We start from the raw sequence: 12,989 nt of genomic DNA on the forward strand, positions 1-12,989 counted from the left end.
ACCCACAGCGTCCCCACACCGCTCCCACACTCCACGGTGTACTGGCTCGCCACCTCGACGGTGTGCGCGGATGCGCAGTTCTCCTGGACGGAGCTGCACCTCAGCGCACACCGTCGTCCCGGATCCGGTGTACCCCGTCCTGACCTGCAGGTTCTGTCGTACCTCCGCCGTAGGTTCGGTGTCGTGGAGGAGGTCGCGGAGCACCGGTCGCCGGTCGAGCAGGCGCTGCTCGCCGCGGTGATCGCGACGCCCGCGCCGTTCCGCCGGCTACCGGTGGCGCTGCTGTCGCGGGAGCAGAAGGCCGCCGAGCTGCAACGGGTCGCGCGGTTGGAGGCCATGACCGCCGCCTACGAGGCGGAGCTGGTGCTCGGGCTGGCCGATGACTCGCCCGATGACGACGACCCGCCACCCGGCACTCCCGGCGCGCGGGCGGGTTCGTGGGCGCCGGACACCGAGCTGCCGGGGGTGTCGGAGTTCTTCACCGCCGAACTGGCGGTGGTGCTCAACTGCGGCCGCGGCACCGCCAACCACCTGGCCCACCGGGCCTGGACCTACCGGGAGCGCCTGCCCGCCACCTGGGCCGCGCTGGCCGCCGGTGAGTTGGACGAGGCCCGCGCCCGGGCGCTGGTGGACGTGCTGGAGCACGCCCCGGCGGGGATCGCCCGGCGGATCGAGGCGGCGCTGCTGCCCGACGCCGCGCAGTGGACGGTGGGCCGGCTCGAGCAGCAGGCCCTCGCCCTGCTGCTCGACCTCGACACCGACGCGGTCGGCCGGCGGAAGGAGCAGGCGCGGCGCCGCGCGGACGTGCGGGTCGATCCCTCGCCGCTGGAGGGCATGGCCACGCTGGCCGCGGACCTGCCGGTGGAGGTGGCCGCCGCCTGCGAGGCGGTCATCGACGGCCTGGCCCGGATGCTCAGGGCCGACGGCGACCCCCGGCCGATCGGCGAGCTGCGCTGCGCGGTGGTCGCCGACCTGATCCAGCGGCCCTGGCAGACCGGCCCGGCGGTGACCGCGCAGCTGACCATCATCGCCGGCTGGCACGCACAGGCTGCGACCGGCACCCCGACGGCGTCGACGAGCCGGACTGCGGGTGTCCGGTGCTGGACCGGCCCGACCCGGTCGACCGCTACACCCCCACCGCGGCGCAGCAGGCGTTCGTGCGCACCCGCGACCGCACCTGCCGGTTCCCCACCTGCGGGCAGCGGGTCGGCTGGGCCGACGCCGACCACGTCCTCCCCCACGCCGACGGCGGGGCCACCGACTGCGCCAACCTGTGCTGCCTGTGCCGCTCCCACCACCGGCTCAAGACCTTCGCCCGCGGCTGGCGCTTCACCATGAGCGACGACGGGACCCTGACGGTCACCACACCCTCCGGCATCACCCGGACCACCCGCCCACCGGGCGTACGCCCACCCCCGGCCGCACGCCAGCCACCACCGGACGACACCAGACCACCCGGCGGATCACCCGATCCGGCTGACGATCCACCGCCGTTCTGAGCCGCCCGGGTCGACAAGGCGACGACTCGACGCGGCGACACCTCGACGTGCGGACACCTCGACGTGCGGACACCTCGACGTGCGGATACCTCGACGTGCGGATACCTCGACGTGGCGACGGGTCGACGACTCGACCTGTCGCCACGTCGAGGGAGAGTGCCCGGACTCAGTGCTCCGACGCGTGGTGCCGGAACCGCCGCCACGGGTGCCGTTTGGCGGGCGGGGGCTCGGCGGGCGGCAGCTCGGCCTGCGGCACGTCGGCGGACGCCGACGCGACCGGCTCGCGGGCGGGCGGCGCGGCCGTCGCCTGCTCCGGGGGCCGGCGGGCGCCCGACCGGGTCCGGTCGGCGAGCCGCTCGCGGCTGAGCTGGTGCTGCAGGCCCAGCGGGTCGCACCGCGAGCCGCGCGCGGCGACGTCGTGCTGCGCCTCCCACTGCGCGATCAGCTTCTCCTCCGGCGACATGTCCCGGTACCGGCCCTCACCGGGCGGCGGCGTGCTGGACCTCGTCATGGCGCTCCCTCCGTGCACGGCAGGCCGGGTCCAGTGCACGCCGCACCACCGGCCGGCGGGAGGGTCGGAGGTCCCTGCGCACCGCGGGGCTCAGACCTCCTCGGTCTCCAGCTCCCCCGCCGAGCGCTGCACCAGGCCCACGACGACCACCAGCGACACCAGGGCGGCCAGGGCACCGATCACCACCCACGCCGGCAACTCGAGCAGCGCGTCGAGCGCGGCCACCACCGCGGCCAGCAGCGGCCACCACCAGCCGTGTCGCACCCGTCCCGTCATCGCCGACGCGGTGAGGCTGGCCGAGACGAGGTAGGCCGCCACCCCACCGGCCACCAGCAGCCTGGTCCCGGCCGGCACCTCACCGGCGGCGGCCTCCACCACGGCGAGCTCCAGACCCGCGCCCACCGACGCGAGCGCGAGGGTCAGCGGCAGGTGCCCGAAGACGTAGACGTCGTGGGAGTGCGCGCCGTTGGACTCCCCGGCCTCGCCCAGCAGCTTCTTCGCCCGCGCGCCGGCGAGGTCGAAGTAGCTCCACCACAGCGCCGCGGCGAGCACGAACCCCAGGAGGGCCACCGGCAGCGCGGCGGCCGACCACTTCGCGTCGTAGAGCCCGTGCGCGACGGCGGCCACCGGCTCGCCGAGCACGAGGATGACGAACAGCGCGAACCGCTCGGGCAGGTGCTCGACGTGCAGCGGCACGTCGGCCGAGGACCGCGTCGCCAGCAGCGGCACCAGCGCCTCGACCAGGACCGCGGCCGCCCACAGCGCGTACGCGGCGGGCCGGGGGACCGCCAGCGACACCGCCCACAGCACCGCACCGGCCCCGGCGCCGAGCATGTACAGCCGGGTGATCGGCCGCGCCTCGGGCACGTGCACGTGCGCCCGCCGGTACTGCAGGAGCAGCAGCACCCGCAGCACGACGTGGCAGAGCACGAAGACGGTGAACCGCTCCCCCGTGGCCTCCGACGCCGACGCCGCCAGCCCCACGACGGCGGCCATGCTGGCGAGCTTGTACAGCCGGTAGACGACGTCGTCGTGGTCGAAGCGGTTGGCGTAGAGCGTCGAGCTCACCCACGACCACCAGACGGTGGCGAACAGCCCCGCGAAGACGGCGAACCCGTGCACGGTCACGTCCTCGCGCAGCGCGATCGCCAGCTCGGCGACCACCAGGACGAACGCGAGGTCGAAGAACAGCTCCAGGCGCGAGGCGGAGCGGTGGTCGTCGGTGCGCAGCTGCGGCGGCCGGACCGGGTCGCCGCCGCGGCCGCCGAAGAGGGTCCGGACGCCGGCCATGTGGCTCCCCCCGTCGGGGCCGGTCAGGGCGCGGGGGTCGCGTCCGGCACGGGCCTCGACCGGCTCAGCTTCCGCCAGATCCAGCTCGACGGCACCCGCTGGCCGGTGACGAGGTAGTCGGCGACGCCGTCGATGAACAGCGTGGCCTCCACCTCCCGGTGCACCGCGGCCCGGCCGGCGAACAGCAGCTCGTCGCCGGGCTGGAGCACCAGGCCGCCGTCGGGCGCCATCAGCGCCTCGTCCCCGCGCAGCGCCAGCAGCGGCACCGCCAGCAGCGTCGTGTCGCGGTCGGCGGGGTTGCGCAGCAGGTCGGCGAGCCGGAACCGCCCGCCGGCCAGGTGGGGGTGCAGCGCCGGCGCATCGTCCGGGGTGAGCCGCACCTTCCACAGCGCCTCGAGGTGGGTGCCGCACGCCTCCAGCAGCCGGTCGATGACGCCGGCCGACCAGTCGTCGGTCTGCCGCGGCAGCTCGCGCAGGAAGCGCCACAGCAGCGGCGTGCTGAGCCGGGCGTAGGCGTCGTGCGCGACCACCTCGGTGGGCACCAGCAGCGCGTCGACCTCCATCGCGGCGAACAGCGCCGCGTCGGCGGGCTGGTTCTGGCGGGCCGCGACGAACAGGTCGGGGTTGAGCCGCCGCGCCTCGGCCACCAGCGAGAGGTTCGTCGTGTCGTTGTCGGTGGCCGCGACCAGGCCGACCGCGGAGGCGGGGTCGGTCCGCCGGACGATCTCGGGGTCCGCGGAGTCCCCGACGATGGTCGGCTCCTCCTCCGGCGAGGGGTCGACCGTGGTCACCTCCAGTCCCTCCGCGCGCAGGTCGGAGGCGAAGTGCCGGCCGAACCGGCCGTAGCCGCACACCAGCCACCGGCCCGGCGCGGGCGCCTTCCCCCGGGGCGGCAGCTCGGCGCCCGGGCCGCTCTCCAGCCAGGTCATGAGCTGGAAGGAGGCCGGGGTCCGCAGCGCCAGCCGCAGGTGGTCGCCGAACCGGTCGAAGGGGTTGATGATCGTCGGCGACCCGAAGCCCGACATCCGCTCCGCCACCGTCGCCGACGTCGTGCGGGCCACCACCGGCAGCTCGGGACGCAGCAGCGCCGCGGCCATCGTGACCGCGAGGTTGGCCTCGTCGTCGCCGGTGACGGCCAGCACGCCCTCGCAGTAGGGGTGCCCGAGCCCGGCGACCCCGAGCACGTGCGGGTCGCGGGCGTCGCCGACCACCCCGGGGACGTCGGCCCGGTGGCCGGCGATCTCGAGGGCGTCGATGCGGTTCTCCGCACAGTCGACGACGGCGAACCGGCGGCCCAGGGCGTCGAGGGAGCGCGCGAGCGTCTCGCCGGCCTGCCCGAAGCCGCAGATCAGCAGGAACGGCTCGCGCAGCGCACTGACCTTGCGGGACACGTGCCGCAGCGCCAGCGCCTGGCGGAACGCGCGGTCCTGCAGCAGCGCCAGCAGCGACCCGATCGCGTAGGCCCAGCCGACGACGGTCAGGTAGATGGTCGCGGTCACCCACAGCCGCTGCCCGTAGCTGAACTCGTACGGGATCTCGCCGAAGCCGATCGTCGTCGCCGTGTAGCTCATGACGTAGAAGGCGTCGAACAGGCTGAGGCGGGCCGGCCTGCCCTCCGCATCGACGCCCGGGATCAGCGAGAGCCCGAGCACGCTGACGAAGAAGATGGCGATGAGCGTGATCAGCGGCGCGCGCATCCGCCGGAGGACGACGAACACCGTCGCCGACCCCTCGGCGCGCGGCACCACCGGGGCCCGCCGGCGCCGACGCCGTCCGCGGGTCGTGACGGGGGGCGGCGGCGCGACGTCCACGGCGGTCAGTGCCGCTGGAAGGACACGGTCTCGATGACGAGCAGCACCACCGAGACCACGTTGGCCAGCAGCGCCCCGCCCGAGAGCGACACCATGCTCGCCGTCGTCACCTCGGTGAGCCCGTCCGCGGAGACGTGCACCGCCCAGGCCCAGGTGATGGTGGCCGCCACCAGCTGCAGGTCGGCGACCAGGCTGGTGGCGAGGTGGACCGCGCCGATCTGCGTGCGGTCGCCGAACTTGAGCACCGTCGCGATGAGGCTGACCACGAGCGCGGCGAACAGCTCGTAGACGTTGTGCAGCGCGGGGTCGGAGATGTCGCCGAGGAAGAACCCGAAGTTCAGCGTCGCGGCGAGCAGCACGAAGAACCCGAACACGACCTTCTCGAGGTTCATGCGGCTCCCGCGACCGGCCCGGTGCTGACCGCGCCGACCCTAGCGCCGGACACGCACCGGCGCCGGGGAGACCGGACTCCCCGGCGCCGGGCGGGCTCAGCGGGCGCAGTGGCTCGGCGGCTCAGCGCACGTGGTGCACCTCGGCCAGCCGGTACACCGGCGTCGGGATGCCCACCTGCCGGGCCTTGAGCTGCAGCGCCAGGTAGAGCGAGTAGTGCCGCGACTGGTGCAGGTTGCCGCCGTGGAACCACAGCCCCGACTGCCGGGTGGGCTTCCACATGTTGCGCTGCTCGCCCTCCCAGGGCCCCGGGTCCTTGGTGGTGTCCGAGCCCAGGCCCCACACCTTGCCCACCCGGTCGGCCACCTCCTGGGAGATGAGGTCGGCCGCCCACCCGTTCATCGAGCCGTAGCCGGTGGCGTAGACGACGAGGTCGGCCGGGAGCTCGGTGCCGTCGTCGAGCACGACGGCGTCCTCGGTCAGGTGGTCGACCTGGCCGTGCACCAGCCCCACGTCGCCGTCGGCCACCAGGTCGGCGGCGCCGACGTCGATGTAGTAGCCCGAGCCGCGGCGCAGGTACTTCATGAACAGCCCCGACCCGTCGTCGCCCCAGTCCAGCCAGAACCCGGCCTTCTCGAGCCGGTCGTAGAAGTCGGCGTCGCGCTCCTTCATCTGCTCGTACGCCGGGATCTGGAACTCGTGCAGGATCCGGTAGGGCAGCGAGGCGAAGGTGAGGTCGGCCTTCTCCGTGGTCATGCCGGCGGCCACCGCCTCCTCGCTGTAGAGCGCCCCGAGCCCGATCTCCATGAGGCTGTCGCTCTTGACGATGTGCGTCGAGGAGCGCTGCACCATCGTCACGTCGGCGCCGTGCTCCCACAGCGCGCCGCAGATGTCGAAGGCGGAGTTGTTGCTGCCGACGACGACCACCCGCTTGCCGGCGTAGGCGTCCGGGCCGGGGTGGGCCGAGGAGTGGTGCTGCTCGCCGCGGAACACGTCCTGGCCCGGCAGCACCGGCACGTTGGGCTTGCCGCTCATGCCGGTGGCCAGCACGAGCTCCCTCGGGTGGAGCGTGAGCTCCTCCCCGTCCCGGACGACCTCGACGGTCCACTCGCCGGCCGCCTCGTCGTACTCCGCGCGGCGGACCTCGGTGCTGCCCCAGTACGGGATCTCCATGACCTTCACGTAGGACTCGAGCCAGTCGGCGATCTTGTCCTTGGGCGAGAACACCGGCCAGTTGTCCGGGAACGGCAGGTAGGGCAGGTGGTCGTACCAGACCGGGTCGTGCAGGCACAGGGACTTGTAGCGGCCGCGCCACTGGTCGCCGGGCCGGGGGTGCCGGTCGACGACGAGGGCGGGCACGTCCAGCTGGCGCAGCCGGGCACCCAGCGCGATGCCGCCCTGCCCGCCGCCGACGACGAGGACGTGCGGCTGGGCGGTGCGGCCCAGCTCGGCCGCCTCGCGGGCCCGGCGCTCGGCCCAGGTCTGCCGCTGCCGGTTGGCCCCGTGCTCGGCGCCCATCGGCCGGCCCGGGCCGCGCGGCTCCTCGTGGCCCTTCAGCTCGTACAGCGTGGTGAGGAACGTCCACGCCCGCGGCTGCCCGTCCTCCTCGACCAGGCGCACCAGGCCCTTCCCGCGGCCGACCGCGGTCTCGAAGGTGAACCAGGCCGTGGTGACGCCGTCGGCCTCCTGGGGGTCCTCGCTGACGACGAAGCCGGAGGGGTCGGTGCGGTCGAGCGTGGCGGTGAGCAGGTCGGTCACCCCGGCGCGGTCCTCGACGGTGGTCAGGTTCCAGCTGAAGGCGACCAGGTCGCGCCAGAAGCTCGTCGTCGCGAACAGGCCGGCGGCCCGCTCGACGTCGCGGGCGCCGAGCGCGTCCTCGAGGGCGGTGAACCACTCGGCCGCGCGTTGCGCGGCGCTCTGCGGGGGTGCGTCGAGCGTCTGCGTCATGGGGAGACCTCCTCGTCCCGGTCCGACGTGGTGTGATGTCGAGCACAGCGCGCCGCCGACCGGAGCGGGAGCGTTGCAGCGGATTGCACGCCCGAGGAGGCGCCGGTGCCCGCGTGGTCGGCGGTCGCGCCCGGTACCGACCTGTCCACGCACGCCCGGGTGCTCTCCCGGGTGCACGACGCCGTCCTCGCCGGCGGGCGCCCGCCGGTGCGGCCGCGGCGGGTGGTCGAGCGGTCCTGGTCCCGCGTGCTGGGTCTGGGGCTGGACCCCGACCGACCGCGCCCCCGCGACCCGCTGCCCCCCGACGCGGTGGAGGCGCGCCGCCACGGGTCGGGCCTGGCGCTGGTCGTCGCGGAGCTGCGCCAGGTGCTGGTCGGCGTCGCCGACGCCTCGCACGGGCTGGTCGTCGTCACCGACGCCGACGGCGTCGTGCTGTGGCGGGACGGGTCGGCGGCCACCCGGCGGCGGGCCGACCGGCTCGGCTTCGCCGAGGGGGCGACCTGGACCGAGGCCGCGGTGGGCACCAACGCCATCGGGACGGCGCTGGCCGAGGCCGCGCCGGTGCAGCTGTTCTCCGCCGAGCACTTCGAGCCCGCCCAGCACCCCTGGTACTGCTCGGCCGCCCCGGTCCACTCGCCGGTCACCGGGGAGTTGCTCGGCGTCGTCGACGTCAGCGGCCCGGCGCTCACGCTGCACCCGGCGATCGGCGCGCTGGTGGAGACCTCGGTGCGGCTGGCCGAGACCGGGCTGTGGCGACGGCACGAGCAGCACCTCGACCGGCTGCGGCGGGCCGCCGAGCCGGTGCTGGGGACGGTGCGCGGGCCGGTGCTGGTGGTCGACGACGACGGCTGGGTGGCCGCCCGGTCGGGGATCGCCACCGGCCCGCGGGTGGCCGCGCCGCGCGCCGGGCTGCCCATGGCGGTGGCCGGGCTCGGGCTGTGCACCCCCGAGCGGCTGGGCGAGGGGTGGCTGCTGCGCTGCCGGGAGTCCCGCGCGCCGGTCACCGCCGAGCTCGACCTCACCGCCCGGCCGGTACTGCGGGTCACCGGCGGCGAGGGCTCGTGGTCGGCCGCGCTCACTCGGCGGCAGGCGCAGGTCCTCGCCCTCGTGGCCGGCGCCGGCCCGCGGGGGCTGGACGCCGCCGCCCTGGGTCGCGGCCTGTTCGGCGACGACGGGCACGTGGTGACCGCGCGGGCCGAGGTGTCCCGGCTGCGCCGCGTCGTCGGCGACCTGGTCGCCACCGGTCCCTACCGGCTGGCCGACGGCGTCGCGCTGACGGTGCGTACCGGTCCCGGCCGCGGGTAGCCCCGGGGCGTCCCGTCCCGTCCCGCGTCCCGAGGAGATCCCGTGGCCGACGCCGTTCCCGTGCCGGACGTGCTCGCACACCTGGGCGAGGTCGACTACCCCGCCGACAAGGAGGCGCTGCTGGACGCCGCCCGGCGGCACGGCGCTCCGGACGAGGTGCTGCGCAGCATCCGGACGCTGCCGCCCGGGGAGGCGTTCGCCAACGTCGACGAGGTCGTCCGCTCGCTGCGCCCGGCCGCGGTCCCGCGTTCCGACGTCGAGACCCACGCCGCCGAGGCGACCCGCGCCGACGCGCGGGCGGCCTTCACCGGGCACCCGGACGACGCGGGGTCCGGCACCGGGCAGACCTCGGGCTGACCCCGCCGGTCTCGCCCGCGAGGGTGGTGCGCTCGGCGCGGGATGTCCCGCGGTGTCGTACCCGGCTGGGAGCATGTCGGCGTGCTGCTCGCCGACGTCGTCGCCGCCTCCGCCGCGGTGGGGGCCACCCGCGCCCGCACGGCGAAGGCCGCGGCGATCGCGGGGGCGCTGCGGGCGGCCGCGCCCGGCGAGGTGGGCCCGGTCGCCGCGTGGCTGGCCGGCGAGCTGCCGCAGGGGCGCGTGGGCGTCGGCTGGCGGACGCTGTCGCGGGCGCTGCCGGCTCCCGCGCCCGCGCCGTCGCTGACCGTCGCGGCGGTCGACGCCGCGTTCACCGCGCTCGCCGCCACCTCCGGCAGCGGCGCCACCGCCCGCCGCGAGTCGCTGCTGGGTGAGGTGCTGTCGGCGGCCACCGCCGACGAGCAGCGCTTCCTCACCGGGCTGCTGGGCGGCGAGCTGCGCCAGGGCGCGCTCGAGGGCGTCCTGCTCGACGCCGTGGCCGCCGCCGCGGAGGTGCCGCCGGCCACCGTGCGCCGCGCGGCGATGCTCACCGGCCGGCTCGACGAGACCGCCGCCACCGCCCTCGCCGGCGGGGAGCCCGCGCTGGCCGCCGTCGGCCTGCGCGTGGGCCGGCCGGTGCGGCCGATGCTGGCCGCCCCCGGCTCCTCGCTGGAGGCGGCGCTCGGCGACCTGGGCGGGGAGGTCACCGTGGAGCACAAGCTCGACGGCGCCCGTATCCAGGTGCACTGCGACGGCGACGACGTCCGGGTGTGGACGCGCACGCTGCGGGAGGTCACCGGCGGGGTGCCCGAGCTGGTCGAGCGGGTGCGCGCGCTGCCCTGCCGCACCGCCGTCCTCGACGGGGAGACGCTCGCGCTCGACGACGACGGCCGCCCGCGGGCGTTCCAGGACACGATGAGCCGCTTCGGCAGCGAGGGCGCCGACGCCGGCGTGCTGCTGTCGCCGTTCTTCTTCGACGTCCTGCACCTCGACGGCCGCGACCTGCTCGACGAGCCGCTGGCCACCCGCCTCGAGGTGCTCGACGGGCTGCTGGCCGCCGACGACGCCGCGCCGCTGCGGATGCCCGGCGCCCGCCGGCCCACCCCCGAGCAGGCCGCGGCGGTGCTCGACGACGCGCTCGCCGCCGGGCACGAGGGCGTGGTGGTCAAGGCGCTGGACGCGCCCTACGCCGCCGGCCGCCGCGGTCGCGCCTGGCAGAAGGTCAAGCCGGTGCACACCCTCGACCTCGTCGTCCTCGGCGTGGAGTGGGGGTACGGCCGGCGCAGCGGCAAGCTGTCCAACATCCACCTCGGCGCCCGCGATCCCGACGGCGGTGACCCGCTGATGGTGGGCAAGACGTTCAAGGGCATGACCGACGAGCTGCTCGACTGGCAGACGCGCACCTTCCCCCGGCACGCCCGCGCCGAGCACCCGTGGGGGCTGGAGCTGCGGCCGGAGCTGGTCGTCGAGGTCGCCCTCGACGGCGCCCAGCGCAGCCCGCGCTACCCCGGCGGCGTCGCGCTGCGCTTCGCGCGGGTGCTGCGCTACCGCCCCGACCGCAGCCCCGCCGACGCCGACACGGTCGACGCGGTCCGCGCGCTGCTGGCAGGAGGCTGAGGCGGTGCTCATCCGTGCGGGCCGGGCCGACGGGCCGGCGCTCCGGTCGGAGCCGGCCGACCCCGTCGCCCCGCTGCTGGCCGCCCTCGACGACCTCGAGACGCTGACCCGCTTCGAGGCCGGGTCGGCGTCGGAGCGCGCCGAGGCCGTGCTCGAGGCCGCCCGGGACCTCGACCGGCCCGACCTGGAGCACCGCGCCCGGCTGGTCTGCGCCGACCTGCAGCGCCGGCGCGGCGCGGTCGCCGAGGCCGGCCGGACCGCCTCGGAGGTGCACCGCTGGGCCACCGAGGCGCACGACCGGCGCCTGCTGGCCCGCAGCTCCTTCGTGCTCACCGCCGTCTTCCAGGAGGTCGGCGACCTCGCCGGCGCGCTGGAACACGCCGTCTCCGCGGTCGACCTGCTCGACGACGACGCCCTGCCCGCGCTGCGGGTCGACCACCTGGTGCGGCTGGCCGACGTCCTCGGCCTCGCCCGCGACCCCGCGGCCCCCGAGCGGTACACCGCCGTGCTGCGGCTGGCCGAGGAGCTCGGCGACGTCGACCGGCAGCTGCGCATCCTCAACAACCTCTCCTACACCGACACCCTCGCCGGCCGGTTCGGGGACGCGCTGGTGCACAGCGAGCGGCTGCAGGCGCTGGCCGCCGCGCACGGCGCGGAGCTCGAGGTCGGCCGGCTCGACACCGTCGCCCGGGCGCTCATGGGCCTCGACCGGCTCGCCGAGGCCGAGGCCGTGCTGCTGCCCGGGCTCGCGCCCGAGGTGCTCGGCGCCTCCTCCGACGGCGACGCCGGCGCGGACTTCCTGCTCACCCTCGCCGAGGTGCAGCGCCGCCGGGGCGCCCTCGACGACGCGCGGCACGCGCTCACCGAGTGCGTCCGGCGGTGCGCCGAGCACGGCCTGACCTCGATCCGCGTGCGGGCCCGCGCCGAGCAGGCCGAGCTGCACGCCGCCGAGGGCGACCACCGGGCCGCGTTCGAGGAGCACAAGCGCTACGTCGCCGAGTTCGTGGAGCTGCAGTCGGCGCAGCGCGAGGCCCGCGCCCGCGCGCTGCAGGCGGTGTACGAGACCACCGAGGCGCGCCGGCAGAGCCGCCGCTGGCGCGAGTTGTCGCTGCGCGACCCGCTCACCGGCCTGTACAACCGCCGCTACGTCGACGAGGAGCTCCCCCGGCTGCTGGCCGAGGGCGCCGGCCGGGTCTGGGTGGCGCTGCTCGACCTCGACCACTTCAAGCGGGTCAACGACACCTGCTCCCACGCCGTCGGCGACGAGGTGCTGCGCGCGGTGGCCACGCTGCTGCAGGAGACCGGCGCGCCCGGCGGCAGCGGCTCGTTCGCCGCCCGGCTGGGCGGCGAGGAGTTCCTCCTCGTCCTGCCCGACGTCGACGCCGGCGCCGCGACCGCCCACCTCGAGACCGTCCGCCGCACGGTCGCCGCGCACCCGTGGGCCGGGCTCACCGGCGGGCTGCCGGTCACGGTCAGCGTCGGCGCGGCGAGCACCGCCGAGGTGACCGACCGGACGCCGGCGCAGCTGCTCGGCCTGGCCGACGCCCGCCTCTACCGGGCCAAGCGGGCGGGCCGGGACCGGGTCGTCGTCACGGGCTGAACCCGGCAGGCTGGCCGGGTGACCGCCGAGCAGACCCCGATCAGCCGCTTCCCCCTCGCCGACCCCGCCGGCCTGCCGGCCGACCTCGCCGAGCGCTACGCCGACGTGCAGGAGCGCTCGGGGTTCCTGCCGCACGTCTTCGCCGCGCTGGCCTGGCGCCCCGACGAGGCGCGCGCCTTCTTCACGATGCACGACGCGCTCATGGACAAGGACACCCCGGGGCTGTCCACCGGCGAGCGCGAGCTGATCGTGGTGGCCACCAGCGCCGCCAACGACTGCGCCTACTGCGTCGTCGCGCACGGGGCGATCGCGCGCATCCGCACCCGCGACCCGCTGCTGGCCGACCTGGTCGCCGTCGACTGGCGCAAGGCGCCGCTGTCCGAGCGCGTGCACACCGTGCTCGACGTCGCCGTCCGGTTGGCCACCGACCCCGCCGCGGTCACCGCCGCCGACCTCGACCGGCTGCGCGCCGTCGGCCTGACCGACGACGACGTGTGGGACGTCGGCGCCATCACCGCCTTCTTCGCGCTGTCCAACCGGCTGGCCCACTTCGCCGCGATCCCGCCCAACCCCGAGTTCCACCTGCTGGGCCGGCTGCCCCCGGGTCGGCCGGGGGTGGGGGGCCCGCGGCCCCCGGGGGGCGGGGGCGGCTGGGGGGGCCGGGG

At 76.1% G+C, this 12,989-nt stretch carries 11 protein-coding genes; 6 read left to right on the forward strand and 5 right to left on the reverse strand.

Annotated features, from left to right (window positions below; translation table 11 throughout):
* Positions 1 to 183 precede the first annotated feature (183 nt).
* Positions 184 to 1,338, forward strand: coding sequence for a DUF222 domain-containing protein (locus ACI78U_RS21185; RefSeq protein ID WP_456877372.1), 1,155 nt, complete (start codon positions 184 to 186; stop codon positions 1,336 to 1,338).
* A gap of 327 nt (positions 1,339 to 1,665) precedes the next feature.
* On the opposite strand, the gene ACI78U_RS21190 is transcribed toward ACI78U_RS21185, so the two are convergent.
* The 5 genes from ACI78U_RS21190 to ACI78U_RS21210 all read right to left on the reverse strand — a co-directional run bounded on the left by ACI78U_RS21190 (position 1,666) and on the right by ACI78U_RS21210 (position 7,448).
* Positions 1,666 to 2,010, reverse strand: a complete 345-nt coding sequence (locus ACI78U_RS21190; protein WP_456877373.1) for a hypothetical protein — start codon at positions 2,008 to 2,010, stop codon at positions 1,666 to 1,668.
* A gap of 90 nt (positions 2,011 to 2,100) precedes the next feature.
* Positions 2,101 to 3,300, reverse strand: coding sequence for a low temperature requirement protein A (locus tag ACI78U_RS21195; RefSeq protein WP_456877374.1), 1,200 nt, complete (start codon positions 3,298 to 3,300; stop codon positions 2,101 to 2,103).
* Positions 3,301 to 3,323: 23 nt separating this feature from the next.
* Complete coding sequence (locus ACI78U_RS21200; protein ID WP_456877375.1) at positions 3,324 to 5,048, reverse strand: potassium channel family protein; 1,725 nt, start codon at positions 5,046 to 5,048, stop codon at positions 3,324 to 3,326.
* 68 nt (positions 5,049 to 5,116) lie between these two features.
* Positions 5,117 to 5,503 (reverse strand): DUF6394 family protein, encoded by a 387-nt coding sequence (locus tag ACI78U_RS21205; RefSeq protein WP_456877376.1) that lies wholly within the window; start codon positions 5,501 to 5,503, stop codon positions 5,117 to 5,119.
* A 121-nt stretch (positions 5,504 to 5,624) separates the two neighbouring features.
* On the reverse strand, positions 5,625 to 7,448 hold the full coding sequence (locus ACI78U_RS21210) for a flavin-containing monooxygenase (RefSeq protein WP_456877377.1): 1,824 nt from the start codon (positions 7,446 to 7,448) through the stop codon (positions 5,625 to 5,627).
* Between the two features lie 105 nt (positions 7,449 to 7,553).
* Between ACI78U_RS21210 and ACI78U_RS21215 the strand changes: the two genes are divergently transcribed.
* The 5 genes from ACI78U_RS21215 to ACI78U_RS21235 form a co-directional block, all read left to right on the forward strand.
* The gene (locus ACI78U_RS21215; RefSeq protein WP_456877378.1) at positions 7,554 to 8,753 is read left to right on the forward strand and encodes a GAF domain-containing protein; all 1,200 of its coding nucleotides are present in this window, start codon (positions 7,554 to 7,556) and stop codon (positions 8,751 to 8,753) included.
* Between the two features lie 42 nt (positions 8,754 to 8,795).
* A complete protein-coding gene (locus ACI78U_RS21220) occupies positions 8,796 to 9,110 on the forward strand; it encodes a DUF2795 domain-containing protein (protein ID WP_456877379.1) in 315 nt (104 codons plus the stop codon).
* A gap of 81 nt (positions 9,111 to 9,191) precedes the next feature.
* Positions 9,192 to 10,724 carry an ATP-dependent DNA ligase gene (locus ACI78U_RS21225; protein ID WP_456877380.1) on the forward strand — a complete coding sequence of 511 codons (1,533 nt, stop codon included), beginning with the start codon at positions 9,192 to 9,194 and terminating at the stop codon, positions 10,722 to 10,724.
* 4 nt (positions 10,725 to 10,728) lie between these two features.
* On the forward strand, positions 10,729 to 12,324 hold the full coding sequence (locus tag ACI78U_RS21230) for a diguanylate cyclase (RefSeq protein WP_456877381.1): 1,596 nt from the start codon (positions 10,729 to 10,731) through the stop codon (positions 12,322 to 12,324).
* A gap of 18 nt (positions 12,325 to 12,342) precedes the next feature.
* On the forward strand, positions 12,343 to 12,989 hold a 647-nt coding region (locus tag ACI78U_RS21235; RefSeq protein WP_456877382.1), incomplete at its 3' end, for a peroxidase-related enzyme.

This window comes from Geodermatophilus sp. SYSU D00710, assembly GCF_054050195.1.

What these genes read in the sequence shown, in the direction of transcription:
- ACI78U_RS21190 (WP_456877373.1), bottom strand. Translation starts at nt 2,010, where the DNA reads ATGACGAGGTCCAGCACGCCGCCGCCCGGTGAGGGCCGGTACCGGGAC.
- ACI78U_RS21195 (WP_456877374.1), bottom strand. Translation starts at nt 3,300, where the DNA reads ATGGCCGGCGTCCGGACCCTCTTCGGCGGCCGCGGCGGCGACCCGGTC.
- ACI78U_RS21205 (WP_456877376.1), bottom strand. Translation starts at nt 5,503, where the DNA reads ATGAACCTCGAGAAGGTCGTGTTCGGGTTCTTCGTGCTGCTCGCCGCG.
- ACI78U_RS21210 (WP_456877377.1), bottom strand. Translation starts at nt 7,448, where the DNA reads ATGACGCAGACGCTCGACGCACCCCCGCAGAGCGCCGCGCAACGCGCG.